Consider the following 26,524-nt stretch of genomic DNA (forward strand, 5'->3'; position numbering starts at 1 on the left):
GCCGGAGGGCGAGGCGCGGTGGTCGCCGAGCCCGGCGCGGTGGGAGCCGCCGGGATAACGGCCGCCGCTGGTCGTGCGAGACGGGGCGGCTCGGCTCGGCTCGGCGCGATGCGGGGTCGGGCGACGAGGGACTGGGTGGCGTGAGCCTCGTGCGGGATGCCGGCGGTTTCGGAGGCGGCGGCGCTTGCGGTCTTGGTCGTGGTGGAGCGTCTAGGCTCTGGGCGATCTTGTGAGGTGAGGAAGGGTTATGTCCCTGCGTCATGCGCTGCTCGGCATGCTGGCGTTGCGTCCCGAGGCCAGTGGGTACGACCTGGCCAAGCACTTCGAGGGCAGCATTGGCCGGTACGCGTGGAGCGCGCGGCACAACCAGATCTACACCGAGCTGAACAAGCTGGCTGACGACGGCCTGGTCGAGGCGGTGGCGGAGGGGGCCCGGGGGCGGCGGGACTACGTGGTCACCGAGGCGGGGCGGGCGGAGCTCCAGGCGTGGCTGGGGGAGGGGCCGCTGGAGACGGTGAACACCGTGCGGAACAAGGCGTTGTTGCGGATCTTCTTGATCACCGCGTTGGAGCCGGGGGCGGCGCAGGCGTTGTTGCGGGCCGAGATCGCGCACAGTGAGCGGGAGATCGCCGAGATCGGGGCCGACATCGAGAAGATGGAGGAGGCCTCGGGGCCGGGGAGTGCGGCGTTTGGGCGGATCGCGGCGGAGTTGGGGCGGCGGCATTTCGCGGCGATTCGGGACTGGGCGGAGTGGGCGGTTGAGCAGCTTGACGCCCAGGGGGATGGGGACGAGGGGTCGGCTGGCTGAGTGGGCGGCGGGCTGCGCCAGGAGCTGGGCGGAGGCTATGGGAGTGGAGGGGGAGCGGCTGGCACCGGGGGACAGTGGGGGAGTGGCTGGTCGTGGGGGTCGTCGGGGTCGTGGGAGCCGTGGGGAGTGGGCGGGGGCTGGGGCTGGGGCGCCCGGGCAACGTGGGGCGGGGTGTCGTGGGCGGTGGGTGAGGCTTGAAGCTCGGCGGGGCTGGTGCTCGGCGGCGGGCGTGAGGCTGGATGGGGGTTGAGGTGGATTGAGGCGGGCGGACGACTCGCCTGCGCAAGATGACCGGTCATATTCGAGGGCGTTCGAGGCTGGGGCGGGGCTGCGGGCGGGCGGTGGGTGAGCCCAGGTTTCCGGTGCTCGGGTCGCCGATGCTCGGTTGGGTGGTGCTCGGCTAGGTGGTGCTCGGCTGGGTGGTGCTCGGTTGGGTGGTGCTCGGTTGGGTGGTGCTTGAGTCGGTTGCGTTCGAGCCGGTTGCGTTCGAGTTGGTGGGCAGGGTGGGGTGCGGCTGCCGGGTCTATGGGGGCTGGTCGCGGGTGAGATGACTGGCGGGGCGGGCTGACGGCGGGGCTCCGGTCGATGGGCGGCGCGGCCGGAGGTGGACTGGGTGGGGGCCTGGTGGGGGAGTTCGGTAGCTGGGAGTGGTGACTTGGGGTTACGGAGGGTTAACTTTGGGTGACGTGTGGGCCATTCGACGTAAGAAATTCGCTCAAATCGTCAAATTGATGACGGGTTGAGGGTGGTTTGCTGGGAAAGTGGAAATAACGGACAGGTGAACAGAAGGAGGCCCGTGGACGCCGAGTTGGCCGCACTTGCCGAGGCGCACGGGGTGTCCACCTGGTATGAGGGCAGTGGGCGGCGGCGGGTTGACATCGAGGCGGATGTTGTCGTTGCCGTGTTGGCCCAGCTTGGGGTGGATGCCTCTTCGCCGGAGGCGGTTCGGGCGGGGCTGGCCGCGGCGCGGGCTGAGCGCGCGGCTGGTGCGTTGCCCGGCACGATTGTGTTGCGGGAAGGGCAGGAGCGGGCGTTGGACCGCACCGCCGAACTGATTCTGGAGGACGGGACTCGGCGGGTTTTGCCGGATGGGCTTCCTGGGGACTTGCCGTTGGGGTGGCACACGTTGCGCGTCGACGGGTCCGAGGTCACCGTCGTCGTGGCGCCGCGGTCGTTGCCCCGGCCGCCGCGGAGCTGGGGCTGGATGGTGCAGCTGTACGCGTTGCGGTCCAACGGGTCTTGGGGGATTGGGGACCTTGCTGACCTTGGCGAGTTCGCGGGGTTGGCGGGGGCGGGTGGGGCGGATGTGGTTCTGCTCAATCCGTTGCACGCCATGACGCCGGTGCGGCCGGTGGAGGCTTCTCCTTATTCCCCCTCGAGCCGGCGGTTTGCCAATCCGTTGTACCTGCGGGTGGAGGACACCGAGGAGTACCTCGCCGCCGAACCTGGTGTGCGGCTTGAGGTTGACGCGGTGCGGCCGGCCTCGGACGTTGAGCTGATCAACTACGACGCGGTGTGGGAGAGCAAGCTCGCGGCGTTGGAGTTGTTGTGGCCGTTGGCTCAGGGGCGTGATGAGCCGGTTGAACCTGGGTTGCTGGACTTCGCGACCTTCTGCGCGCTGGCCGAGCGGCACGGCGCGCGGTGGCGGAGCTGGCCGGTGGAGCTTCAGCATCCGTCCTCGCCCGCGGTGGCCGCGGCGCGGGTGGAACTGGCTGAGCGGGTGTCGTTTCACGTGTGGCTGCAACGGTTGTGTGATCGGCAGTTGGCCGGGGCGCAGGCGGCCGCGCGGGATGCCGGGATGTCCGTGGGGCTGGTGCACGACCTCGCCGTGGGGGTGGCGGCTGAGGGGGCTGACTCGTGGGCGTTGCAGGACGTGCTGGCCGCGGGGGTCACCGTGGGGGCGCCGCCGGACGCGTTCAATCAACAAGGTCAGGACTGGGCTTTGCCGCCGTGGCGACCGGATCGGTTGGTGGCCACCGGGTACGCCGCCTACCGGGACATGTTGCGGGCGGTGTTGCGGCATTCCGACGGGATCCGGATCGACCACATCCTGGGACTGTGGCGGCTGTGGTGGGTGCCGCCGGGTGAGTCGCCGAAGCGTGGCGCGTACGTGCACTATGATGCGGAGGCGATGCTCGGCATCCTCGCGCTGGAGGCGGTGCGGGCAGGCGCGGTGGTGATCGGCGAGGATCTCGGCACCGTGCTGCCGCAGGTCACCGAATCGCTGCGAGAGCACAACATCCTGGGTTCGGCGGTGCTGTGGTTCCAGCGGGACGCCGATGCCGAGGGCGAGCCGATGTTGCCGAGCGCGCGCTGGCCGGCCGAGGCCGCGGCGAGCGTGTCCACCCATGACCTGCCGACGGCGGCGGGGTTCCTGCGTGGCGAACAGGTCCGGGTGCGGGCGGAGCTGGGTGTGCTGGCCGGGTCCGTCGAGGACGAGCGGGCGCGGGCCGAGGCGGACCGGGACGAGCTGATCGGACTGTTGCGGAGCGAGGGATTCCTTGGCAGGCAAGGAGATCCGGACGAGGAGGAGGTGGTGGTGGCGATGCACGCCTTCCTCGCCGCGACTCCCTCCCGGTTCGTGTTGATCTCGCCCTACGACGTGTTGCGTGAGCCACGCCAGCCCAACCTGCCGGGCACCGTGGACGTCTATCCCAACTGGCGGATTCCGCTGCCGGTGACGGTGGCGGAGCTGTTCCGCGATCCGGTCGTCAACCGGATCGTCGCTGTGGTGAAGGAGGGTGTGGGTGCGCAAGACGACTGACCAATCGATGCCCGCGCTGTCCCAGGCCGTGCGCCTAGGGGTGCTGGACGTCGGGTCCAACACCGCGCATCTCCAGGTCGTCGACGTCTACCCCGGCGGCTCGCCGGACCCGCTGCACTCGGTGAAGGCGCAGATCGGGCTGTCGGAGGACATCGACCGGCACGGGGTGATCAGTCCGGAAGGCATGGAGCGGCTGGTGCGCGCGGTGCGCCGGTGCGTGGCCGAGGCCGAGGCCTACGGGGTCGCCGAACTGGTGCCCTTCGGCACCTCCTCGGTGCGCGACGCGCCGAACCGGACCGAGGCGTGCAAGCAGATCCGCCGGGCCACCGGCGTCGACATGGCCTTCTTCAGCGGCGAGGCCGAGGCCGGGCTGACCTTCCTGGCCGCGCGCCGCTGGTACGGCTGGCAGGTTGGCCGGATGCTGATGCTCGACATCGGCGGCGGCACCGTGGAGCTGGCCGCCGGGCGTGGCGAGGAGCCGGAGCTGGCCGTGTCGCTGCCGTTGGGCGCGTGGCGGCTGACCCGCCGCTACCTCAGCCAGGACCCGCCGACCGCGCAGGAGGTCAAGAAGCTGCGGCGGCGGCTGCGCGAGGTGCTCACGCCGACCATCGCCGCCTTCCGCGAGCAGCCCGATCCGCAGCGGGTGGTCGCGGTGTCCAAGATCTTCACCCAGCTGGCCAAGCTGACCAGCGGGCCGGAGGCCGGGGAACCGCTGGCCCTGGAGTACCGGGAGCTGCGGCGCTGGATCCCGAAGCTGGCCAGGATGCCCGCGGCCGAACGCGCGCAGCTGCCGGGGATCTCGGCGGCCCGCGCCCGCAACATCGTCGCGGGCGCGGTGCTCGCGCGGACCCTGATGGAGCTACTGGACGTTCCCCGCGTGGAGATCTGCCCGTGGGGCATCCGGGAGGGGATCCTGTTGCGGCACCTCGACGACAGCGGCGGGACGGCCGCCAACGGCGAGAGCGGCGAGTAGCGTCGTCAGCGGCACCGCGGCGATGATGCCCAGGCTGCCGACCAGCGCGCGCACCACCTCCTCGGCGATCGGGGCGCTGGAGAGCACGTGCTGGATCGGCAGGCCGCGGATGGCGAAGAGCATCAGCAGCGGCAGCGCGACACCCGCGTAGGCCAGCACCAGGGTGTTCACCGTGGAGGCCACGTGCGCGCGGCCGACCCGCAGGCCCGCGCTGAACAGCTTGGCGCGACTGGCCGTGGGGTCGGCCGCGGCCAGCTCCCACACCACGGTGGCCTGGGTGACGGTGACGTCGTCGAGCACGCCGAGCGCGCCGATCACCAAGCCCGCCAGCAACAATCCCTGGAGGTCGACGCCGTCCAGGTAGCCGCTGAGGAAGCCGACGTTGTCGCTGCCCAGACCGGTGATCCCGGCCAGCTCCAGTGATCCGTAGCCGAGCACGCCGGTCAGGGTGAGGCCGGCCGCGGTGCCCAGCACGGCGACCGCGGTGCGCGCGTTGAAGCCGTGCGTGATGAACAGCGCGGCCACCATGATCACCGTGCCGCCGACCACCGCGACCAGCAACGGGTTGGCGCCCTGGATGATCGCCGGCATCACGAACTCGGTGAGCCCGGCCAGGCACAGGCCCAGCGCGCCGAGCGCGGCCAGCCCGCGCCAGCGGGACAGCGCCAGCACCGCGATGGCGAACACCAGCGCCAGCAGGGCCAGCGGCAGCGACCGGTCAGGGGCCTCGATCTCGTAGCGCTCCCACTCGACCAGCCGGGTCGGGTAGTGCGCGGCGAGCACGGTCTGGCCGACGAAGACCTTGACGCCGCTGCTGGTCGGCACCACCGCCTTCACCGTGCTGCCCGCGCCGGGACCGTCGGTGAGCGCGAGGGTGGCGACCTGGCAGTCGGTGGGGGCCACTGGGCAGGGGATCAGCTCCTGCACCGTGCCCGCGCCGCGCGGGGCGTCCAGCACGTCCTGCACGATGCCGCCGCGCTCCGGCCACAGCAGCACCATCGCGGTGACCGCGACGGCGATCACCGGGGCGAGCACCCAGGCGACCACCAGGCGCACCCGGCGGGCCACCCGGGCGTCGGTGTCCACAGTGGACAGGTCGGGTTCTGTCGCATGCTGTCCCATGGGCAGGAGTATGCGGGGCGGTGCGACCGGGGTTTGTTCGGCGAACTGGGAAAACCGCGTTCCGCGCGGCCGGGCAATTCTCGGAACGGTCCGGGTTTCCGGCCGGTTCCCGCTGGTCGGCGCGGTGGGTGTTCCGAGAACAGCGGGGGTGGGTGTTCAGCCCGTTGAAAGTGCGCGAGCGGGCAATACCGTGCGGTGGGGAAAGCACCTCCCACCATCAGAATGAGGAGCTGACGTTCATGCGCCATCCCCTGGCTGCCTACGCGTTAGGTGGCGCCCTGTTGCTGGGCCTGGGCGCGTTTTCCACTGCGCCACAAGCCGTTCTGCCCGTTGCCGCGCCGGTCGCGGCGCAGTCCCCTGCGGCGGATGTGACCGTGGTCGCCGCCGGTGACATCTGCGGTTCCAACTGCAAGGCTACCGCCGCGGTGGTCGGGCAGATCAACCCCGCGGCGGTGCTGACCGCCGGCGACAACGCCTACGACAGCGGCACCCTGTCGGAGTACCGCACCAGGTACGACCCGACCTGGGGCAAGTACAAGACCATCACCTATCCCAGTGCGGGCAACCACGAGTACAACACGTCCAAGGCCTCCGGCTACTTCGACTACTTCAACGGCGTCGGTGTCCAGAGTGGACGGGCCGGTGAGCGCGGGAAGGGTTACTACGACTGGGAAATCGGGTCGTGGAAGTTCTTCGCGCTGAACAGCAACTTCAGCAAGATCGACAGCTCGGCGCAGCTGAGCTGGCTGAAGGAGAAGCTGCGCACCAACACCAAGCCGTGCGTGGCGGCCTACTGGCACCACCCGCTGTTCACCCTGGGTTCGCACAGCGGTGAGACGCAGGCCAGGCCGCTGTGGCAGGCGCTCTACGACGCGCACGCCGACCTGGTGCTGGTCGGGCACGACCACAACTACCAGCGGTTCGCGCCGCAGAACCCGCAGGGCAAGGCCGACCCGGCCGGGCTGCGGCAGGTGCTGGTGGGGACCGGTGGGAAGTCGAACTACAACTTCAGCCGGACGCTGCCGAACGTGGAGGCGAAGGACGCCAAGTCGCACGGCGTGCTGAAGCTGACGCTGTCCGGGTCGGGTTACCGCGGTGACTTCGTGCCGGTGAGTGGGCAGTCTTACCAGGATTCTTTCAACGGCAGCTGCCACGCGAAGGGCTAGTCCCAGTCCCAGCGGACCCGGTAGATGCCGGGCACCGGGTCGACCTCGGTCAGTTGGGCGGTGCGGGACGCGCCGACCCAGAGCTCGGCCACGGTGTCCGGCTCGCTGACTGAACGCCGGTAGCCGCGCACGACCCGGGCAGGCAGGGCGCCCGGCGCGAACTGCACCTGAAGGGAGAGGTCCCGGACGGCCTCGCCCACCCGGATGGTCTGTTCCGCGTCGGGCAACCCGCCCGGCAGCACGGTGTAGTCGAGCACGGTCAGCTCGCCCGCGCGCAGGGGGCGGTCGAGCAGCAGCTCGAGGACCCGGAAGCCGGTGGCCTCGTCGGCGCGCTGCCTGCCCACCCGGCAGCCGCGGGACTCCGGGATGTGCAGTGGGCCGTGCGCGTGGTCGCTGCGGAAGGCGACCAGGTAGCGGTCGGTGTCCCGTTCGGCGCGCAGCAGCTGGTGGTAGGCGATCGCGGCGATGCGGCGGGAGGCGTCGACCGAGACGGTGAGGTGGGTGCCGACCCGGCTGAGGTCGTGCAGGGACTCCGGGCGGGCGTCGAGGCGGTCCAGGGCGCGGGCCAGGCCGTCGGGGCGGGCCCAGGCGCGGTCGGCGGGGAGGACGCCGGCGTGGTGGCGCAGCCAGCGGCCCCTGGGGCGGCGGGGGCCGAGCAGGGAGGTGAGCGAGTCCGGGGGGAGGTTGAGGATGTGTTCGAGGCTGGTGACGGCGCGGAGGGACTCGGGGCGTTCGGGGCGGGTGTGGCCGTGTTGCCAGTAGCTGAGGGCGGTTTTGCTGGCGGGGGTGCCTCGGGAGTGGAGGCGGGCTTGGAGGCGGTCGAGGCTTAGGCCGCTGGATTTGACTGCCAGGCGGAGGGCGAGGCTGAAGGGGCCGTTGTGGAGGGCGGCGGTTAGGCGGGCTTCGGTGGCGCGGTCTGTGGTGTTGCGGGTGGTGGCCTTGCGGGTTGTGGTGGCCTGGGTGGTGGGCATGACCCCTCCGCAGGGTGGCGGGTTGGCGCGGCAGGCTGGGTCATTGTGCTGGGCGAATGCTTAATAGGCAACGGCTGGATGTCGGTGATTTTCCACAGGGGGTGTTTTCTTTTTTACCCAGTGGCGTCGGGGTACTCTGGTCGGTCCGGTTTTACTTGCGATCAGTCGCTGGGGGCGGTGGATTGTGTGATTTGGTTTGGGGCCCCTAGGCCATCCCTGATTGAGCTGACGGGGCAGGCGGTGAGGCCTGCCCAATCGCTGGGCTAGCTTATGGGATGGCCTCCCCCCAAACAAAATCACACAATCCACCGCGCGCTAATTGTTAGTGAACGCTCGGTTTACTCTTCGCGATGTTTCGCTGGCCGTTGGCCTTTGTCAGCTCAGCTCCGCTGTCGTCATTGGGGCTGCTTGGACTGCCAGTAGCGCGATGTCGTCGTGGTCTCGGCCGTCCAGCCAGGCGTCGATGCGTTGTTCTACCCGGTGGATGAGGGTGCTTGCCGGGAGGCCGGCGAATTCTCGTAGGGCGGCGCGGAGTCTTTCGCTGCCGAAGAGTTCTCGGCCGGTTTTGCCGCCTCGGGCTTCGGTCACGCCGTCGCTGTACAGGACGCAGACTTCGCTGGGGGCCAGGGTTACCGTGGCTTCGCCGAATCTGGCGTCGGGGAGGATGCCTACCAGGGCTCCGGGGACGTCGATTTCGTCTACGGTGCCGTTGGTTCTGACGACCATGGGGTTGGGGTGGCCGCCGCCGCCCAGGACGAGTTCCAGTTCGCCGCTGGGTTCTGGGGTCATGGAGCCGACCAGCATTGTGGTGAAGCGGTTGCCGCCGTGGGAGAGGACCGCTTGGTTCACCAGGTGCAGTAGGCGAGCCGGGGCTTCTTCGACCAGGCGGAGGGCGTGCAGGGAGTGGCGGACGCGGCCTGCCAGTGCGGCCGCTTCCACGCCGTTTCCGCAGACGTCGCCGAGCATGAACATGGCGCTGCCGTCGGTGCGGGGGTGGACCTCGTAGAAGTCGCCGCCTACCCGGAGGGGTTCCCTGGCTGGGCGGTAGCAGGCGGAGAGGACCGCGCCGGGGACAGTCGGCAGCGGGGGTGGGACGAGTTCGGCTTGCAGGGTGGCGGCGGTGTCGACCTGTTCGGCGTAGCTGGCCGCTTGGGACAGGGCCAGGGCGGCTCGGGTGGTGAAGTCCTCGATCAGGGCGAGCTCTTCGGGCTGGAAGCCGCCTCTGGCCTTGTAGCGGGACAGGGCCAGGACGCCGACGGTGCGGTTCTCGTGGGTCATGGGCGCCAGGAGGATCTGGCCGAAGCCTTCCGGGGAGTCCGGGAGGGCCCAGGCGGCGTCCGCGGGGAGGCGGGCCGGGTCCAGTTCGGTGAGGGTGCCGGTGAGGGCTTCGGCCAGGCCGGGGACGGTGCGCAGGACTCGGCGGCCTGCGCGGCCCCGGTCGGGTGGGCTGGCGGCGGCGGAGCAGCGCCACCACTCGTACAGGCCCCGCCTGGCCGGGATGAGGACGGTGGCGGAGTCGGCCAGGGTGGGGACCGCGAGCTGGGCGATGGAGCGCAGGGTGCGGCCGCGTTGCAGGGAGCTGCCCAGCTGGCGGCTGGCCTCGGCCAGGAAGCTGACCTGGGAGCGCTGGATGAGCAGCTCGTTGACGTGGTCGATCTCGTCGGTGACGTTCTGGATGTACCAGGCGTAGAGGGCCTCGCCCAGGCGACGGTGCCGGGCGCGCAGTCGCCGGCCATCGTGTTGCAGCTCGACCAGCTCGGTGTCCATGGCCTGACCCGCACCCAAAGCCCTGATGTCCAGGTCTTCGAGTGAGCCGCCCACGTTGAGCTTGGGGAACAGGGCGGCGGCCGCGTGGTTGAGCAGGCGGATGGCGTTGTGCTCGTCGTGGACCAGCACCGCGTCCTCGACCCCGTCCAGCAGCGCCTGCCACATCCCCGTTTCCACGGTGGGGACGTGCGCCGGAGGCGGGCGTTCCGGGTAGCTCACGGCGAGCACTTCCCGTTCGCTGGAGGACAGGGATCGGGTGATCAGTCTAGCCGCGCCTGGCGAGCGCGCACCGCTCGGTCGTGAGCAAACGCTCGGCATGGGAGGCTAGGCACTCGGGGATGATGACCAACGGCGAGCGACACAGGACCAGGAGGCCGGCGTGGACGAGCCGTTCCTCGAGCGACTGCTCGATGCGATGGAAGACCTGCGGGATGGGAACTTCCGTCGACGTCTGGTGGCGGGCAGCAACGGCACCTCCGCCCGCATCGCCGAGGTGTTCAACCAGATCGCCGCGCGCAAGCAGTGGGTGATCGGGGAACTGGTCAGGGTCCGGCAGGCGGTGGCCGAGGAGGGGCGCCTCTCCGAGCGGCTCTCCAGCGGTGACGGTGGTCCCCAGGGTGGCTGGGCGCAGGCGATCGACGAGGTCAACGGCCTGATCGAGGACCTCATGCAGCCCACCGAGGAACTGAGCCGGGTGCTGGCCGCGGCCTCCCAGGGCGACCTGTCGCTGCGGATGACCGAGCAGACCGACCGGCGGCCGCTGCGCGGGGAGTTCGCGCACCTGGCGACCACGGTGAACGGGCTGCTCACCCAGCTCTCGCTGTTCGCCTCCGAGGTCACCCGGGTGGCCCGCGAGGTGGGCACCGAGGGCAAGCTCGGCGGCCAGGCCGACGTGCCGGGAGCCGCGGGGCAGTGGCGGGCGCTCACCGACTCGGTGAACCTGATGGCCTCCAACCTGACCAGCCAGGTCCGCGACATCTCCAAGATGGCCGCGGCGGTGGCCAACGGCGACCTGACCCAGCAGATCACGGTCAACGCCTCGGGTGAGGTCGCGGCGCTGGCCGACACGTTGAACTCGATGACCGGCACCCTGCGCACCTTCGCCGGTGAGGTCACCAGGGTGGCCCGCGAGATCGGCACCGAGGGCCGCCTCGGCGGTCAGGCCCAGGTGCCCGGCGTGGCCGGGACCTGGAAGGACCTGACCGAGAACGTCAACTTCATGGCGCAGAACCTGACCTCGCAGATGCGCAACATCGCCGAGGTGACCACGGCGGTGGCCACCGGCGACCTGAGCCGCAAGATCACCGTCGAGGTCTCCGGCGAGCTGCTCGGGCTGAAGAACACCGTGAACACGATGGTGGACCAGTTGTCATCGTTCGCCGATGAGGTCACGCGTGTGGCGCGCGAGGTGGGCACCGAGGGCATTCTGGGTGGTCAGGCGCAGGTTCCCGGGGTGGCTGGCACCTGGCGGGACCTGACCGAGTCGGTGAACTTCATGGCGAACAACCTGACTTCTCAGGTGCGTTCGATCGCCGAGGTCACGACGGCGGTGGCCAAGGGCGACCTGGGCAAGAAGATCACGGTCGATGCTCGTGGGGAGATCCAGGAGCTGAAGAACACCGTGAACACGATGGTGGACCAGCTGTCGTCGTTCGCGGACGAGGTCACGCGTGTCGCTCGTGAGGTGGGCGGGGACGGGCGGCTGGGTGGTCAGGCGCAGGTGGCCGGGGTCGCGGGCACCTGGCGCGACCTGACCGACAACGTGAACTTCATGGCGAACAACCTGACCTCGCAGGTGCGTTCGATCGCCGAGGTGACCACGGCGGTCGCGAAGGGCGACCTCACCCAGAAGATCACCGTGGACGCGCGCGGGGAGATCCTGGAGCTGAAGAACACCATCAACACGATGGTGGACCAGTTGTCCGCGTTCGCCGACGAGGTCACCCGAGTCGCCCGTGAGGTCGGCACCGACGGCAAACTGGGTGGTCAGGCGCAGGTCCGCGGGGTGGCGGGCACCTGGAAGAACCTGACCGACAACGTGAACGTGATGGCCGACAACCTGACCGTGCAGGTCCGCTCGATCGCCACGGTGGCCACCGCGGTGGCCGGTGGCGACCTGTCGAAGAAGATCGCGGTCGAGGCCAAGGGCGAGGTGGCCGCGCTGGCCTCCACCATCAACGGCATGGTGGACACGCTGCGCGCCTTCGCCGACGAGGTCACCCGGGTGGCCCGCGAGGTCGGCACCGAGGGCATCCTCGGCGGCCAGGCCACCGTGCCCAACGTGGCCGGGACCTGGAAGGACCTCACCGAGAACGTCAACTTCATGGCGGACAACCTGACCGCCCAGGTCCGCAACATCGCCACCGTGACCACCGCGGTGGCCAAGGGCGACCTGTCCAAGAAGATCGACGTGGACGCGCGCGGGGAGATCCTGGAGCTCAAGACCACCGTCAACACCATGGTCGACCAGCTGTCCTCCTTCGCCGCGGAGGTCACCCGGGTCGCCAGGGAGGTCGGCACCGACGGCAAGCTCGGTGGTCAGGCCCAGGTGGAAGGCGTGGCCGGCACCTGGCGGCGGCTGACCGAGAACGTGAACCAGCTGGCCGGGAACCTGACCACCCAGGTGCGGGCCATCGCCGCGGTGGCCACCGCGGTCACCGCGGGCGACCTGACCAGGCAGATCACCGTCGACGCCGAGGGCGAGATGGCCGATCTGAAGGACAACATCAACCAGATGATCGGCAACCTGAAGGCCACCACCACGGCCAACCGGGACCAGGACTGGCTCAAGACCAACCTGGCCAGGATCACCTCGCTGATGCAGGGCCAGCGCGACCTGGCCACCGTGGCCCAGCTGATCATGAGCGAGCTGACCCCGGTGGTCTCCGCGCAGCAGGGCGCGTTCTTCCTGGCCAAGCAGCTGGACGACGGCCAGACCGTGCTGGAGCTGACCGCGGGCTACGGCTACCGGGCCGCCGACGACCAGCCGCAGCGGTTCGGCCTCGGCGAGTCGCTGATCGGCCAGGTCGCGGTGGAGAAGAAGACCATCAAGGTCAACGGGGCGCCGCCGGACTACCTGCGGATCAGCTCGGGGCTCGGGTCCACCGCGCCGGTCAACGTGGCCGTGCTGCCGGTGCTGTTCGAGGGCAGCACGCTCGGGGTGATCGAACTGGCCTCGGTCAGCGAGTTCACCGGCGTGCACGAGGACCTGCTGGAACAGCTCAAGGACCTGATCGGCGTCAACGTCAACACCATCCTGGCCAACTCGCGCACCGACGCGCTGCTGGCCGAGTCCCAGCGGCTGGCCCAGGAGCTGCGCGCCCGCTCCGAGCAGCTCCAGGCCCAGCAGGAGGAGCTCCAGCGCTCCAACACCGAGCTGGCCGAGAAGGCCACCCTGCTGGCCACCCAGAACCGCGACATCGAGATCAAGAACATCGAGATCGAGCGCGGCCGCCAGGAGCTGGAGGAACGCGCCCAGCAGCTGTCGCTGGCCTCCAAGTACAAGTCGGAGTTCATGGCCAACATGAGCCACGAGCTGCGCACCCCGCTGAACAGCCTGCTCATCCTGGCCAAGCTGCTCGCCGACAACCTGGAGAACAACCTCACCGACAAGCAGGTCGACTACGCCCGCACCATCCACGACGCGGGCAGCGACCTGCTCCAGCTGATCAACGACATCCTGGACCTGACCAAGGTCGAGGCCGGGCACCTGCTGCTCCAGCCCGCCGCGGTCGCGGTCACCGAGCTGGTCCGCTACGTCGAGGCGCTGTGCCGCCCGCTGTCCACGGAGAAGGGCCTGGACTTCGCGGTCCTGGTCGACCCCGCGGTGCCCGAGGTGCTGCACACCGACGAGCACCGGCTGCAGCAGATCCTGCGCAACCTGCTCTCCAACGCGGTCAAGTTCACCCACGAGGGCCGGATCCGGCTGGAGATCCGCAACGCCGACCCGGCCGAGGTGCGCCGCTCCGCGCTGCGCGGGCAGTCCTCGCTGGTGGCCTTCGCGGTGCAGGACACCGGCATCGGCATCGCCGCGGACAAGCTGGGCGTGATCTTCGAGGCGTTCCAGCAGGCCGACGGCACCACCAGCCGCAAGTACGGCGGCACCGGCCTGGGCCTGTCCATCAGCCGCGAGCTGACCGACCTGCTCGGCGGCGAGCTCCAGGTGCGCAGCGCGCCCGGCCACGGCTCCACGTTCACGCTGATCCTGCCGGTGGAGGCGCCGAACGAGGCCACCGTGCCGGACGTGCGGGACGAGCCGCCGCTGGAGCCGGTGATCGACCAGGCCACCGCGGGCGGCCAGGAGCCCGAGCCCCCGGCCCCGCAGCGGGCGCCGCTGCCGGTGCAGGTGCACCTGCCGCAGGAGGACGGGGCCGAGGCGCCGGTGCGCTTCCACGGCGAGAAGGTGCTGGTCGTGGACGACGACCTGCGCAACGTCTTCGCGCTGACCAGCGTGCTCGAACTGCACGGCCTGCACGTGGTCTACGCCGACAACGGGGTGGCCGGGGTGCGCGCGCTGGAGCAGTACGACGACATCGCGCTGGTGCTGATGGACATCATGATGCCGGAGCTGGACGGCAACGCGACCATGGCCGCGATCCGGGAGATGTCGGCCTACGAGGACCTGCCGATCATCGCGGTCACCGCCAAGGCGATGAAGGGCGACCGGGAGAAGAGCCTGGCCTCCGGGGCCACCGACTACGTGACCAAGCCGGTGGACACCGAGCACCTGATCCGGCTGATCGCCAGCTACCTCGACACGGACACCGATCCGCTCGGAATTGAGGCTTAGCATCGGAACCCAGTGGGTAGGAGACACTGGGGAACGTGCACGCACCACCTTTGGGGCACTGAACGTGACAGAGCAACTGGGCGACCCTCGTGAAGGGGTGTCCCGGAACGTAGGGCTGACCGCGCTCGCCGCATTCGAGTCGGCCCCCTTGCTGGTTTGGCTGGTCGACGGGCTGCGCAACGAGCCCCTCGGCGCGAACGCGGCCGCTCGCGCGCACGGGGCCGCGGCCTTCGGCGGCCCGGAGGTGCGCGCCGCGGTCACCGAGGCCGCGCTGACCGGGCAGGCCTCCAAGATCACCCTGGAACAGCACGCCGGCGCGGTGACCCCGCTGCTGGGCGGTGACTCCGCGGTGCTGGTCGTGCTGACCGACCTGAGCGAGGCGCTGCGCACCGGCGGCGAGGCCCCGGAGGCGCACACCGTGCCCGGGGTGGCGGTGGCCGGGGTGCACCGGGTCAACGCCAGCCACTCCGCCGCGGCAGGCGACTTCTACGAGGCCATCCCGCTCGACGGCGGCCGGATCGCGCTGGCCGTCGGCGACGTCGGCGCCACCGAGGACACCGCGGGCGCGATGGCCCGGCTGCGCGGCGCGCTGCTGGCCTACCTGCTGGCCGGGATGGGCGTGGAAGAGGTGATGGCCAACCTGGGCCGCTTCGCCGGGCGCAGCGCGGGCGCGGCGGGCAGCACCGCCAGCCTGGCCGTGCTCGACCCCGGCAGCCTGCGCCTGGACTACGTCACCGCCGGTCACCCGCCGCCGCTGCTGATCGGCGCGAACGGGACCAGCCGCGCGCTGGCCCGCACCGGCGGCGCCCCGCTGGGCTACGGCGACGGCGGCTACCGGGCGCAGACCGCCCAGCTCAGCGACGCCGACACCGTGCTGCTGCACACCAACGGCCTGCTCTGGCTGCCCGGCCCGGACGCCGAGCGCAACGCGCACCTGCTGCTGCGCTCGGCCGGGCAGCGGCTCACCGAGACCGGGCTGACCGTGGAGCAGGCCGGTCGCTCGATCATCGAGGACCTGGCCGGGCCCGGTCAGCTGCGGGACGAGGCGGTGCTGCTGGCCGCCCGGTTGCAGCCCAGCTCGCTGGCCCCGCTGGCGCTGGTGGTGCCCGCCCGGCCGGAGCAGCTGCGGCCGGTGCGCAGGCAGTTCCAGGAGTGGCTGGCCGCGGCCGGGGCCAGCCAGCAGGACGTGGAGATCCTGCAGCTCACCTCGGGTGAGGCGATGACCAACGCGATCGAGCACGCCTACCCGCCCGGCACGGACGGCCAGGTCGAGTTCCGGGCCAGCCTGGACCCCGACGGCACCGTGCAGGTCGACATCGCCGACCACGGCGGCTGGGTCGCGCCCAGGCACGACCGGGGCTCCCGCGGCCGCGGCCTGCTGCTGATGCGGCAGTGCGTGGACGAGCTGCGGGTCTCGCCCAGCGAGCACGGCACCTCGGTCTGCCTGCGGCACCGGCTGCGCGGGCTGGACGTGGCCGAGGAGGACGACAACGGCCTGCTCTCGGCCTTCGGCGTGCCGCAGGACGGCAACCGGCTGCCCTCGGGCGCGGACCTGCGCACCGCCTACGTGGGTGAGCGGGTGCACGCCTGGCTTTCCGGCGAGCTGGACGTGGCCGCCGCCGAGGTGCTCGGCCGCCAGCTGGCCAACCTGACCTGCGGCGGCACCGTGCCGCTCTCGGTGGACCTGTCCCAGGTCGGGCACCTCTCCAGCGCCGGGGTGACCCTGCTGTTCGAGCTGGCGCACCAGGCCAGCACCGCGGGCTGCCGGCTGCACGTGCACGCGGCCACCGGCAGCTCGGCGGCCTACGTGCTGGCCAACACCGGGCTGCACGCGGTGGCCGAGGTGATGGTGGTGGCCAGCCAGCCGGATGAGTCCCAACCCAGCCCCGCGACCGGTATTCCCCCGAGTTGACGAGCAGGGCCTTCTGCCGACGCGTGGCGCGGCGGTCTAGGGTGGCAATCAGCGCGCGCGAGTTCGCGAGTTAGGGACAGGGGAAGCGGAGTGGAGCAGCCGGACGTCGTGGAGCCGCACGGCTCCAACGCCACGGGCAGTGGCGCGCCGATCGCGCCCCCGTACGCCGAAGGCGAACCGGAAGAGCTGATCGGCCTGGAAGTGTCGAGCCGGGACGCCGACACCGCGGTGGTCTCGGTCAGCGGCGAGGTCGACATGTACACCGCGCCGCTGCTGGAGGACTGCCTCCGCGAGGAGTCGGTGGCGGGCAGCAGGCGCCTGGTGGTGGACCTGTCCCAGGTCGACTTCCTGGACTCCAGCGGCCTGGCGCTGCTCGTGCAGGTGCACCAGCAGGCCAAGGAGCAGGAGCGCGAGCTGCGGGTGGTCTGCGTGGAGGGCATCGTGAAGCGGGCGATCACCAGCACCGGCCTGGACGCCACCCTGGCGCTGTACGCGGACGTGACCTCGGCCAGCGACTGACCGCTCGCCCGCTGTGACGGTTGTCACAACGAATGGTGTGGTTCGGTCACGTGTGGTCGCGGCCGATAACAAGCACCCCAGGCAGGCGACGGACCGGGCATGACTACCCGATCCGTTGTCGCGGCAACGCTGACCTGCGTACTCGCGGGCGCGTTGCTCCTGCCCGGTGGCGTCGCGACGGCCGATCCGGCAGCCACCTGCGTCCAGCACGACGTGGACGCGGTGCTGGTCACCGGCGCCTCGCACGACGCCTGCGACCCGGATGACGGAAGCGCCTCGGACGCACCGGGATCAACGGTTCCAGCCGAGCCCACAGCTCGTCGGCCAGGACCTCCTCGCGCATCCCATGATCTGGAAACGTCCTGCCCTGCCAGCACAGCCGACACGCCAGCTCATTCTGAACTGATCACTTAAACCAACGCACGATCAGTGGCAGAAGAGTGCGTTGCGTAGGAAAGGGCACGGTTGCCCTGGGATTACGGGTTTGTGGTGTGGAGGGTGAGCCCCAGTGCTCGGATGAGGTGGCCGATCTCATTGCGGTACAGCTTGTCCGGGTTGGTCGTTTGGGTGCGTAGGTGGCCGAGGATTTCCAGCGACACCAGGCCGTGAAGGTGGCCCCAGATGCGCAGCGCGATCGCCACCGCGGCGGGCGGCAGGCCCGGAAACTCCTCCTGCACCTCGGCCACGAGTTTCGGGTCGAAGTCCGACCACTCGAAGCCGGTGTCGGCGTACATGGCTTCGGCGTGCGACCACGCACCGGCGGCCAGTCCGGTCAAACCGGCGCAGACTCGGTGTTCGGCTTCCGGGGCGGCACCGCCCTCGGGTGCCCGATAGCCGGGCACCGGGTCGCCGTAGATGAGCCGGAATCCTTCGGGGTTCTGTAGTGCCCAGTATCGGAAAGCGCACGCCCAGGCCAGGATCCGCCCTGCGGCATCCTCGGCGGGGAGCGCGTCTCGCGCGGTCACCAATGCGTCGGCGAGGTCGGAGTACACGTCGCGGATCAGCGCCGTGATCAGATCGTCGCGGGCCGGGAAGTAGCTGTAGACCGCATTGGCGGTCATGGCCATCTCTCGGGCGATCGCCCGCAACGTGATCGCACCCGGACCGCCCTCGGCCATCAGCCGAAGCGCCACCTCCTTGATCTCCACCGTCGTCTCGGAACGGCGCCGTTCTCGCCGCGTCGGCGTCGCACTACCCATACCAGCACCCTACATTGACGTGACATAATCACACGCCGCACACATACTTCACGGTGTATAGTTTACTCACGCCGTACCGACGGCATCAGGAGGAAGCCAGTGTTCATCGGCATCATCGGCGCAACGGGCAACATCGGTCAGCGTGTGGTCGGCGAAGCCCTCGCCCGCGGGCATCACGTCAAGGCGTTCACCAGGGACATCGCCCGCGCTACCGCCACCCACCAGCAGTTGACATGGGTCGGGCTGGATGTGTTCGACAGCGACGCCGTCGCCGCTCAACTGCCAGGTCTGGACGTGCTGATCAGCTGCTACCAACCCGGTAACGCAGCAGCGGATCTCGAGGACACGGTCGCGAAATCGATCGCGGACCCCACCGCATACGCCACCGTGGCACGAGCGCTACTGAAGGCTCTCGACAGCCACCCCCGCACCCGTCTCATCGTCGTCGGCGGCGCCGGCAGTCTGGAATACGCCCCCGGACAGGTCACCGCCGACAACGACAACCGGCTGCACACGGCCCTCGACAGCCTCGGGCTGCCCCGCGGCTACGCCGCCGCTGTGCGGGGGCACCGGGACGCGTTGAACGTGCTGCGGACCTCGAACCGCTGGTGGACCTACCTCAGTCCCGCCGAACAGATCGCTCCCGGCGAGCGCACCGCCCGCTTCCGCATCGGCAGTGACCAACCGGTCCTCGACGCAGACGGCCGCAGCCGCATCTCGTTCGAAGACGCCGCCGTCGCATTGCTCGACGAGACCGAGAATCCCCGCTTCGTACAACGGCGTTTCACCATTGGTTACTGACTCCGCCTAACGTTCCTTAGTACGACAACGACAGATCACAACCTGTCGTTGTCGTACTAAGCGCCCAGCAGCACCTCGACCCCGCGCGGGAACTCCGCCTCCCGGACGTAGGCCAGCACGGTGTCCCGGAAGGCGGCGGCCGCGTTGGTCAGCGCCACGTCGGTGCGGTGCGCCAGCGCGATGGTGCGCGGAATCCCCGGCGGGGCAAGGGGAGTGGACCGCAGGCCCGGCCGGTTGGCCAGCACCAGGCTGGGCACCAGGGCCAGGCCGAGACCGGCTTCCACGAACCGGAGCACCGCGTCCATCTCGCCGCCCTCCACCGCGAACCGGGGCTCGACGCCGGCCCGGCGGCAGGCGGCCAGGGTGGCCTCGCGCAGGTCGTAGCCGGGCCGGAACATGACCAGCTCGCGGGCGGCCAGCTCCTCGATCTTGAGGTGGGTCCAGCGGGTCAGCGGCTTCGCCTCGGCCGGGCTGGCCACCACCAGGGGTTCGCGCAGGATCGAGGTGGTGGTCAGCGCGGGTTCTGCTCCGCTGCCGGGCACGATCACCAGGGCCAGGTCCAGCTCACCGCGGGTCAGGTCGCGCACCAGGTCCTGCGAGCCGCTTTCCTGCACCTGCAACCGGATGCCGGGGTAGCGGTCGCGGAAGCGGCGCAGCACCTCGGCGACCAGGCTCACGCACATGCTCGGCGTCGCGCCCAGGCGGACCCGGCCGCGGCGCAGGCCGACCAGCTCCTGGACCTCCAGGCGGGCGGTGTCCACATCGGCCAGGATGCGGCGGGCCAGCGGCAGCAGCGCCTCGCCCGCCGGGGTGAGCGCGATGTTGCCGCGGGCCCGGCTGAACAGCGGCGCGCCCAGCTCCTCCTCCAGCACCCTGATCTGCTTGCTGAGTGAGGGTTGCGCCACATTCTGCTGGTCGGCGGCCTGGGTGAAGTGCCGGGTGCGGGCAACCGCCAAGAAGTACGCGAGCTGCTGCAAGTTCACTTCGATAGCGTACGGCTATCGAGTCGAGCCGTTCCATATATTGGACGACTTGTCGCGACGCTCCTACCGTCGGGTCATGGCTGTTCCCAGCTTGACCACCACCGTCCCACCACGGACGCCGACCGGCCGTGCCCGCCGGTCGCCACGGATCTCCTCGGTGCTCCTCAAGGCCGTCATGGCGGTGACCGGGCTGCTGCTCTTCGGCTTCGTCGTCGCGCACATGCTCGGCAACCTCAAGATCTTCTTCGGCGCCGAGTCCTTCGACAGCTACGCCCGGTTCCTGCGCACCGTCGGCGAGCCGCTGCTGCCCGAGCGCGGGCTGCTGTGGATCATGCGGATCGGCCTGCTGGTCGCGGTGTTCGCGCACATCATCGCCGCCACCGTGCTGGCCCGCCGCGCCCGCAAGGCCCGGCCGGTGCGCTACCACCACCGGCCCAAGGTGCAGGGCAGCTACGCCGCGCGCACCATGCGCTGGGGCGGGGTGATCATCGCGCTGTTCGTGGTCTACCACCTGATGGACCTGACCCTGCTGTGGGCCAACCCGAACGGCGTGCACGGACAGGCCTACAACAACGTCACCGCCGACTTCACCCTGGAGCGCTGGCCGGTGGTGCTGGTCTACACCGTCGCGGTGCTGACCCTGGGCTTCCACCTGCGGCACGGGGTGTGGAGCGCGCTGCGCAGCCTCGGCCGCGGCCGGGCCCGCACCGAGGCGCGGCTCAAGGTCCTCGCGCTGGTGGTGGCCGTGCTGGTCTGCGCCGGTTACCTGTCCGTCCCCTTCGCTGTGCTGACCGGGTTGGTGAGCTGACATGAGCTACTTCGTCGAGGGCGACCCGATCGCCGACACCAGGGCGCCGGACGGGCCGATCGAGACCCGCTGGGAACGCCGCCGCTTCGGCGCGCGGCTGGTCAACCCGGCCAACAAGCGCAAGCTGAGCGTGATCGTGGTCGGCACCGGCCTGGCAGGCGGCTCGGCCGCGGCCACCCTGGCCGAGCTGGGCTACCGGGTCAGCTCCTTCTGCTACCAGGACAGCCCGCGCCGGGCGCACAGCATCGCCGCGCAGGGCGGGATCAACGCGGCCAAGAACTACCGCAACGACGGCGACAGCGTGCACCGGCTGTTCTACGACACGGTCAAGGGCGGGGACTTCCGGGCGCGGGAGTCCAACGTGCACCGGCTGGCCGAGATCAGCACCCAGATCATCGACCAGTGCGTGGCCCAGGGCGTGCCCTTCGCCCGCGAGTACGGCGGGCTGCTGGACACCCGCTCCTTCGGCGGCGCGCAGGTCGCCCGCACCTTCTACGCCCGCGGCCAGACCGGCCAGCAGCTGCTGCTGGGCGCCTACCAGGCGCTGTCCCGGCAGATCAGCGCCGGGCGGGTGACCATGCACCCGCGCACCGAGATGCTGGACCTGATCGTGGTCGACGGCAAGGCCCGCGGCATCGTGGTGCGCGACCTGGTCTCCGGCGAGGTCTCCACCCACTTCGCCGACGCGGTGGTGCTGGCCACCGGCGGCTACGGCAACGCCTTCTACCTCTCCACCAACGCCAAGGGCTGCAACACCACCGCGATCTGGCGGGCGCACCGCCGCGGCGCGCTGTTCGCCAACCCCTGCTACACCCAGATCCACCCGACCTGCATCCCGGTCAGCGGCGACCACCAGTCCAAGCTGACCCTGATGAGCGAGTCGCTGCGCAACGACGGCCGGGTGTGGGTGCCGAAGCAGGCCGGGGACACCAGACCGCCCAACGAGATCCCCGAGGACGAGCGGGACTACTACCTGGAGCGGATCTACCCCAGCTTCGGCAACCTGGTGCCGCGCGACATCGCCTCCAGGGCGGCCAAGAACGTCTGCGACGCCGGCCGCGGGGTCGGGCCGGGCGGGCTGGGCGTGTACCTGGACTTCGCCGACGCGATCCGCCGCCTCGGCCGGGACGCGGTCTCGGCCAGCTACGGCAACCTCTTCGAGATGTACCAGCGCATCACCGGCGAGGACCCGTACCAGGTGCCGATGCGCATCTACCCCGCCGTGCACTACACCATGGGCGGGCTGTGGGTGGACTACGACCTGCGCAGCACCATCCCCGGGCTGTTCGTCATCGGCGAGGCCAACTTCTCCGACCACGGCGCGAACCGGCTCGGCGCCAGCGCGCTGATGCAGGGCCTGGCCGACGGCTACTTCGTGCTGCCCAACACCATCGGCGACTACCTCGCCGACGGGCCGTTCGAGGCCGTGGACGCCGAGCACCCGGCCGCGGTCGAGGCGGTCGCCGGGGTGAAGTCCACTGTGGACAAACTGCTGGCGGTGAACGGCACGCGGACGGTGGATGACTTCCACCGCGAGCTCGGCCGCCTGATGTGGGACCACTGCGGGATGGAGCGCAGCGAGGAGGGCCTGCGCAAGGCCCTGGAGCGGATTCCGGAGCTGCGCGCGGAGTTCTGGCGCGAGGTCAAGGTGCCCGGCACCGGCGAGGGCCTCAACCAGGCGCTGGAGAAGGCAGGCCGGGTGGCCGACTTCTTCGAGCTGGCCGAGCTGATGTGCGTGGACGCGCTGCACCGCACCGAGTCCTGCGGCGGGCACTTCCGCGCCGAGAGCCAGACCCCCGACGGCGAGGCCCGCCGCGACGACGAGCACTTCAGCTACGTCGCCGCCTGGGAGTTCGCCGGGCCCGGCCAGGCGCCGGTGCTGCACAAGGAAAACCTCACCTTCGACTACGTCACCCCCAGCCAGCGGAGCTACAAGTGAGACTGACCCTCAACATCTGGCGCCAGAGCGGGCCCGAGGACAAGGGCAGGATGGTCCGCTACCAGCTCGAAGAGGTCTCCGAGGACATGTCCTTCCTGGAGATGCTCGACGTGCTCAACGAGAAGCTCACCCTGGCCGGGGACGAGCCGGTGGCCTTCGACCACGACTGCCGCGAGGGCATCTGCGGCATGTGCGGCATGATGATCAACGGCGTCGCGCACGGCCCGGAGAAGGCGACCACCGCCTGCCAGCTGCACATGCGGCACTTCGACGACGGTGACTCCATCACCATCGAGCCGTGGCGGGCCGCGCCGTTCCCGGTGGTCAAGGACCTGGTGGTGGACCGCAGCTCGTTCGACGCGATCATCTCCGCCGGTGGCTACATCAGCGCGCCCACCGGCAGCGCGCCGGACGCGCACGCCACCCCGGTGCCCAAGCCGGACGCCGACACCGCCTTCGAGGCCGCCGCCTGCATCGGCTGCGGCGCCTGTGTGGCGGCCTGCCCCAACGGTTCCGGCATGCTGTTCACCGCGGCCAAGGTCACCCACCTCGGCCTGCTGCCCCAGGGCCAGCCGGAACGCGACACCCGCGTGATCAACATGCTCACCACGCACGACGACCTGGGCTTCGGCGGCTGCACCAACGCCGGCGAGTGCACCACGGTGTGCCCCAAGGGAATCCCCCTGGAAACGATTGCCCGGCTCAACTCCGACTACCTGCACGCCACGGTCTCCAGCAGGGGTCGCAAGCCCTGATCGCGGTGCCCCGGGCCGGCGGACGTCCGGTTCGTCCGGCTCGGGGCAGCCGCGTGGTTCACATAATTCACAGCGTGGAACAAGGCGACCGGTCGGTCGGTTCTTGTGGTTATGCTGCGCTTGGAGGATGGCCGGATGCCTGGCTGGGGGCTCCAGGAGCACCGGAAGAACGAGGAAAGACCGATGAAGGTTGTCTGCCCGGGGGGTAAGGGCTTTCCGTGGTGGGCCGGCCCGCCGGACCTGCCGCCGCCGTGGTTCCAGGGAGCCGCGCGGTGACCGAGGTCCTGGCGACCACCTCCAGCGGCCGGGTCCGTGGTCGGCAGGACGGCGGCGTCGTCCGTTTCCTGGGTATTCCTTACGCGGCCGCGCCACGGGGCGCCGGGCGGTTCGCCGCGCCGGAACCGGTGCGGCCGTGGCCCGGGGTGCGGGAGGCCACCGAGTTCGGTGCCACCGCGCCCTCGGCCAGCCTGCGCCGGACGGGACTGGAGTTGCTGGTCGAACCGGCCATCGCGGGCGCGGAGTACCTCAACCTCAACGTGTGGACGCCGGGCGCGGACGACGCGCGGCGGCCGGTGCTGGTGTGGATCCACGGTGGCGCGCACGTCACCGGGTCCTCGGCCCAGCCGATCTACGACGGCCGCGCGTTCGCCGCGCGCGGCCTGGTGTTCGTCTCCCTCAACCACCGGCTCGGCGCGGAGGGTTACGCCCAGCTGCCAGGGGCGCCGGCCAACCGGGGCCTGCTGGACCAGTTGGCCGCGCTGGACTGGGTCCGCCGGGAGATCGCCGGCTTCGGCGGCGACCCGGACCGGATCACCATCAGCGGCAGCTCCGCGGGCGCCGGTTCGGTGCTGGCCCTGCTGTCCCTGGACACCGGGTTGTTCCGGCGGGCGGTGGCGCAGAGCGCGACCCCCCGGTCGGCTCTGTCCACTGTGGACGCTGAGCGGATGGCCAAGGAGCTGGCCGGCCTGGCCGGGGTCCCGGCCACCGTGGCGGGACTGGCCGAGGTCGAACCGGCGCGGCTGGCCGAGCTCGCCACCGACCTGACCCTGGCGGTGCTGGCCGATCCGGATCCGCTGCGCTGGGGCGAGACCGTGGTCGCCTCCTCGATGGCCTTCGGGCCGGTGGTGGACGGCCAGGTGCTGCCCGGGCATCCCTTCGACGCGCTGCTGGCCGGCGCGGGCCGGGACGTGGAGCTGTTGCTGGGCACCAACTCCGACGAGCTGAGCCTGCTCGTCCGGGACGAGGGCGTGGCGGCCGCGCTGACCGAGCAGCTGTTCCGGGAACCGGCCTACACCCTCGCCGAGTCCAGGACCGGCGCCGCGGCCACCTACCTCTACGAGTTCGGCTGGCGCTCGCCACTGCCGGGCGTGGGGGCGGCGCACGGGCTGGAGCTCGGGTTCGTCTTCGACAACCTGGGGCACTCCGGCCTGGAGGGCGAGCGACCGCCTGCCGAGCTGGCCCGCGAGGTCAACGGCAACTGGGTTTCCTTTGCCACGCACGGGGATCCGGGCTGGCCGCGGTTCACCGCGGAGACGCCGTTCGTGCGGTGGCTGGGCGGTTAGGCCGGGACACGGTCTAACCCTTGGCGAAGAGCTGAAGTCGTTCCAGGGAGCCGTTGAACTCGTTCTGGTCACCGGGGAACGTGCCCTTGTCGTTGAACTGCCAGAAGGTGTGCCAGTCCCAGCCGGCCGGCCGTTCCCCCGGCGCGTCGGCGTACCTGGCCAGCCACAGCGGGTTCGTCTTGCCGAACTCCGCGCTGTTGCCGGTGCAGGTCTTCCACCAGTTGGTCGTGGTGTAGATGGTCGGGTGCCGCTTGGCGCGCTGGGCGTAGGTTTGGCTGAAGTCGCGGATCCAGGCCACCATGTCCGCCGGGCTCTTGCCGTAACACGCTGGGCCGTAAGGGTTGTACTCGATGTCCAGCGCGCCGGGCAGGGTCCGCCCGTCACCGGACCAGCCGCCGCCGTTGCCGAGGAAGTAGCTCGCCTGCGCCGCGCCGCTGGAGCGGTCCGGCAGCGCGAAGTGGTAGGAACCGCGGATCAGGCCGACGTCGTAGGAACCCTGGTACTGCTGGGCGAAGCGCGGGTTCTTGAAGCCGGTGCCCTCGGTCGCCTTCACGTAGGCGAAGGTCGCGCCCTTGCGCTTCACCTCGGCCCAGTTGACCTCGCCCTGATGGCCGCTGACATCCAGTCCGAGCGGTTTGCCGCTGGGCTGGAACTCGGTGCCGTCCCTGGCCTCGGCGGCCGCGCCCGCCCCGGCGAACGCGCGTTCCGCGCCGGACTCCTCGGCCAGGGCCGGGACGGAACCGGTGAGCAGTAGTACCGCGAGGGTGGCCAGCGTCAACGACCTTGCACCCAGGGTTGAGAAGGTCATGTCGCGGACGGTAAGCGCTCATGTCCGATTCCGCGTGGCGGCACCACGGCGAATCACCCGATCTTGGTGCCGCGTTGTCCCCCCTTCCGGGGACGTGGTGTCAGAACGTAGAGCGGATGGAGACCCGCAGCGCCGGGGTGGAGTAGCGACTGGTCCTCGTCTGCTCCAACAGCTGCACGATCTGTGCCGCTACGCTCCGGTGATGGCTGTCGTGCAGGACGTCGTGCCTGCTCTCGGCCACGGTGACGAAGCGTGATCGGCGCAGCCGCAGGGCCAGCGTCCGGGCGGTCAGCGGCGGGCACAGCACGTCCGAGTCGCCGTGCAGCACCAGCACCGGCAGGTCCGGCCCACCGGCCAGCGCGGACTCGGCCAGCGCGGGCGGCACCGGGGTGCGCAGCAGCTCGCCACGCCGCAGCCCCGCGTCGGCGGCCAGCTCGGCGCGCTGGTCCTCGCCGTGCAGCCGCAGTCGCAGCTCGTCGTCGAAGTCCAGCGTCTCGCCGCCGGCGGGCAGCGCGCCGCCGGGCACCCCGGCGGCCACGACCGCGCGCACCGAGGGCTCGAACCGCGCCACGTGCAGCGCGAGCAGCCCGCCGGTGTCCGCGCCCAGCAGGTACAGCGGACCCTCGGTTTCGGTGGCCGCCGCGTGCACGCGGGCCAGGGCGAGGGCCGGTTCTGGCTCGGGCAGGTCCACGACCCGCACCTGGTAGCCGTCGACCGCCAGCCGCGCGGTCAACCTCGAATAGCGGTCCGCGTGCTCGCCGCGGCCAGGCAGGACCACCAGGGTTCCCCGGTTCATGATTCGCACGCTAGGAATGGCGCGGCGGCCGGTCAATCACGTCCCAGGGAACGGGATTCCCGCAAATGCGGCGTTGACAGCG

The 26,524-nt window shown here is 70.6% G+C and carries 19 protein-coding genes and 1 pseudogene; 13 read left to right on the forward strand and 7 right to left on the reverse strand.

Annotated features, from left to right (window positions below; genetic code table 11):
• The first annotated feature begins 247 nt into the window (after nt 1–247).
• The 4 genes and pseudogenes from M8C13_RS41815 to M8C13_RS41825 all read left to right on the forward strand — a co-directional run bounded on the left by M8C13_RS41815 (nt 248) and on the right by M8C13_RS41825 (nt 4,545).
• Complete coding sequence (locus tag M8C13_RS41815) at nt 248–808, forward strand: PadR family transcriptional regulator (RefSeq protein ID WP_252486388.1); 561 nt, start codon at nt 248–250, stop codon at nt 806–808.
• Nucleotides 809–1,178: 370 nt separating this feature from the next.
• Nucleotides 1,179–1,268: pseudogene (locus M8C13_RS45925) on the forward strand (hypothetical protein); the annotation flags it as partial.
• A gap of 285 nt (nt 1,269–1,553) precedes the next feature.
• Nucleotides 1,554–3,572 (forward strand): 4-alpha-glucanotransferase, encoded by a 2,019-nt coding sequence (malQ, locus tag M8C13_RS41820; RefSeq protein WP_252486389.1) that lies wholly within the window; start codon nt 1,554–1,556, stop codon nt 3,570–3,572.
• A complete protein-coding gene (locus M8C13_RS41825; protein ID WP_252486390.1) occupies nt 3,556–4,545 on the forward strand; it encodes a Ppx/GppA phosphatase family protein in 990 nt (329 codons plus the stop codon). Before malQ ends, M8C13_RS41825 begins: the two co-directional genes overlap by 17 nt.
• Here M8C13_RS41825 and M8C13_RS41830 read toward each other — a convergent pair.
• Entirely contained in the window at nt 4,432–5,667 is a 1,236-nt protein-coding gene (locus tag M8C13_RS41830) for a YibE/F family protein (RefSeq protein WP_252486391.1), read from the reverse strand. The genes M8C13_RS41825 and M8C13_RS41830 overlap by 114 nt on opposite strands.
• A gap of 239 nt (nt 5,668–5,906) precedes the next feature.
• Here M8C13_RS41830 and M8C13_RS41835 point away from each other — a divergent pair, with 239 nt between their 5' ends.
• Nucleotides 5,907–6,833 carry a metallophosphoesterase gene (locus M8C13_RS41835; RefSeq protein ID WP_252486392.1) on the forward strand — a complete coding sequence of 309 codons (927 nt, stop codon included), beginning with the start codon at nt 5,907–5,909 and terminating at the stop codon, nt 6,831–6,833.
• On the opposite strand, the gene M8C13_RS41840 is transcribed toward M8C13_RS41835, so the two are convergent.
• Nucleotides 6,830–7,804, reverse strand: a complete 975-nt coding sequence (locus tag M8C13_RS41840; protein ID WP_252486393.1) for a hypothetical protein — start codon at nt 7,802–7,804, stop codon at nt 6,830–6,832. The two genes, M8C13_RS41835 and M8C13_RS41840, sit on opposite strands and share 4 nt — an antisense overlap.
• 375 nt (nt 7,805–8,179) lie before the next feature.
• A complete protein-coding gene (locus M8C13_RS41845; RefSeq protein ID WP_252486394.1) occupies nt 8,180–9,790 on the reverse strand; it encodes a PP2C family protein-serine/threonine phosphatase in 1,611 nt (536 codons plus the stop codon).
• 196 nt (nt 9,791–9,986) lie between these two features.
• On the opposite strand from M8C13_RS41845, the gene M8C13_RS41850 reads away from it, so the two are divergent.
• The 3 genes from M8C13_RS41850 to M8C13_RS44940 all read left to right on the forward strand — a co-directional run bounded on the left by M8C13_RS41850 (nt 9,987) and on the right by M8C13_RS44940 (nt 16,791).
• Complete coding sequence (locus tag M8C13_RS41850; protein WP_252486421.1) at nt 9,987–14,360, forward strand: HAMP domain-containing protein; 4,374 nt, start codon at nt 9,987–9,989, stop codon at nt 14,358–14,360.
• A 97-nt stretch (nt 14,361–14,457) separates the two neighbouring features.
• Complete coding sequence (locus tag M8C13_RS41855) at nt 14,458–16,272, forward strand: ATP-binding protein (RefSeq protein WP_252486395.1); 1,815 nt, start codon at nt 14,458–14,460, stop codon at nt 16,270–16,272.
• Between the two features lie 90 nt (nt 16,273–16,362).
• Complete coding sequence (locus tag M8C13_RS44940; protein ID WP_252486396.1) at nt 16,363–16,791, forward strand: STAS domain-containing protein; 429 nt, start codon at nt 16,363–16,365, stop codon at nt 16,789–16,791.
• Between the two features lie 476 nt (nt 16,792–17,267).
• Here M8C13_RS44940 and M8C13_RS41865 read toward each other — a convergent pair whose 3' ends face one another.
• Nucleotides 17,268–17,939: a TetR/AcrR family transcriptional regulator gene (locus M8C13_RS41865; RefSeq protein ID WP_252486397.1), complete on the reverse strand. Its 672-nt coding sequence runs from the start codon at nt 17,937–17,939 to the stop codon at nt 17,268–17,270.
• Nucleotides 17,940–18,089: 150 nt separating this feature from the next.
• Between M8C13_RS41865 and M8C13_RS41870 the strand changes: the two genes are divergently transcribed.
• Complete coding sequence (locus tag M8C13_RS41870) at nt 18,090–18,791, forward strand: NAD(P)-dependent oxidoreductase (protein ID WP_252486398.1); 702 nt, start codon at nt 18,090–18,092, stop codon at nt 18,789–18,791.
• Nucleotides 18,792–18,847: 56 nt separating this feature from the next.
• On the opposite strand, the gene M8C13_RS41875 is transcribed toward M8C13_RS41870, so the two are convergent.
• A complete protein-coding gene (locus M8C13_RS41875; protein ID WP_252486399.1) occupies nt 18,848–19,774 on the reverse strand; it encodes a LysR family transcriptional regulator in 927 nt (308 codons plus the stop codon).
• Between the two features lie 76 nt (nt 19,775–19,850).
• Between M8C13_RS41875 and M8C13_RS41880 the strand changes: the two genes are divergently transcribed.
• From M8C13_RS41880 to M8C13_RS41895, 4 genes are all read left to right on the forward strand, one after another.
• On the forward strand, nt 19,851–20,582 hold the full coding sequence (locus M8C13_RS41880; RefSeq protein ID WP_256510633.1) for a succinate dehydrogenase cytochrome b subunit: 732 nt from the start codon (nt 19,851–19,853) through the stop codon (nt 20,580–20,582).
• Nucleotide 20,583: 1 nt separating this feature from the next.
• On the forward strand, nt 20,584–22,521 hold the full coding sequence (locus M8C13_RS41885; RefSeq protein WP_252486400.1) for a fumarate reductase/succinate dehydrogenase flavoprotein subunit: 1,938 nt from the start codon (nt 20,584–20,586) through the stop codon (nt 22,519–22,521).
• Nucleotides 22,518–23,276, forward strand: coding sequence for a succinate dehydrogenase/fumarate reductase iron-sulfur subunit (locus M8C13_RS41890; RefSeq protein ID WP_252486401.1), 759 nt, complete (start codon nt 22,518–22,520; stop codon nt 23,274–23,276). The genes M8C13_RS41885 and M8C13_RS41890 overlap by 4 nt, the downstream gene beginning before the upstream one ends.
• A 272-nt stretch (nt 23,277–23,548) precedes the next feature.
• Nucleotides 23,549–24,838 (forward strand): carboxylesterase/lipase family protein, encoded by a 1,290-nt coding sequence (locus M8C13_RS41895; RefSeq protein ID WP_252486402.1) that lies wholly within the window; start codon nt 23,549–23,551, stop codon nt 24,836–24,838.
• 13 nt (nt 24,839–24,851) lie between these two features.
• Here the strand turns inward: M8C13_RS41895 and M8C13_RS41900 are convergent, their stop codons facing one another.
• Both M8C13_RS41900 and M8C13_RS41905 read right to left on the reverse strand, forming a co-directional pair.
• Nucleotides 24,852–25,646: a lysozyme gene (locus M8C13_RS41900; protein ID WP_252486403.1), complete on the reverse strand. Its 795-nt coding sequence runs from the start codon at nt 25,644–25,646 to the stop codon at nt 24,852–24,854.
• 100 nt (nt 25,647–25,746) lie between these two features.
• Nucleotides 25,747–26,442 (reverse strand): alpha/beta hydrolase, encoded by a 696-nt coding sequence (locus M8C13_RS41905; RefSeq protein ID WP_252486404.1) that lies wholly within the window; start codon nt 26,440–26,442, stop codon nt 25,747–25,749.
• Nucleotides 26,443–26,524: the final 82 nt, after the last annotated feature.

This window comes from Crossiella sp. SN42 (genome assembly GCF_023897065.1).
Classification (GTDB): Bacteria; Actinomycetota; Actinomycetes; order Mycobacteriales; family Pseudonocardiaceae; genus Crossiella.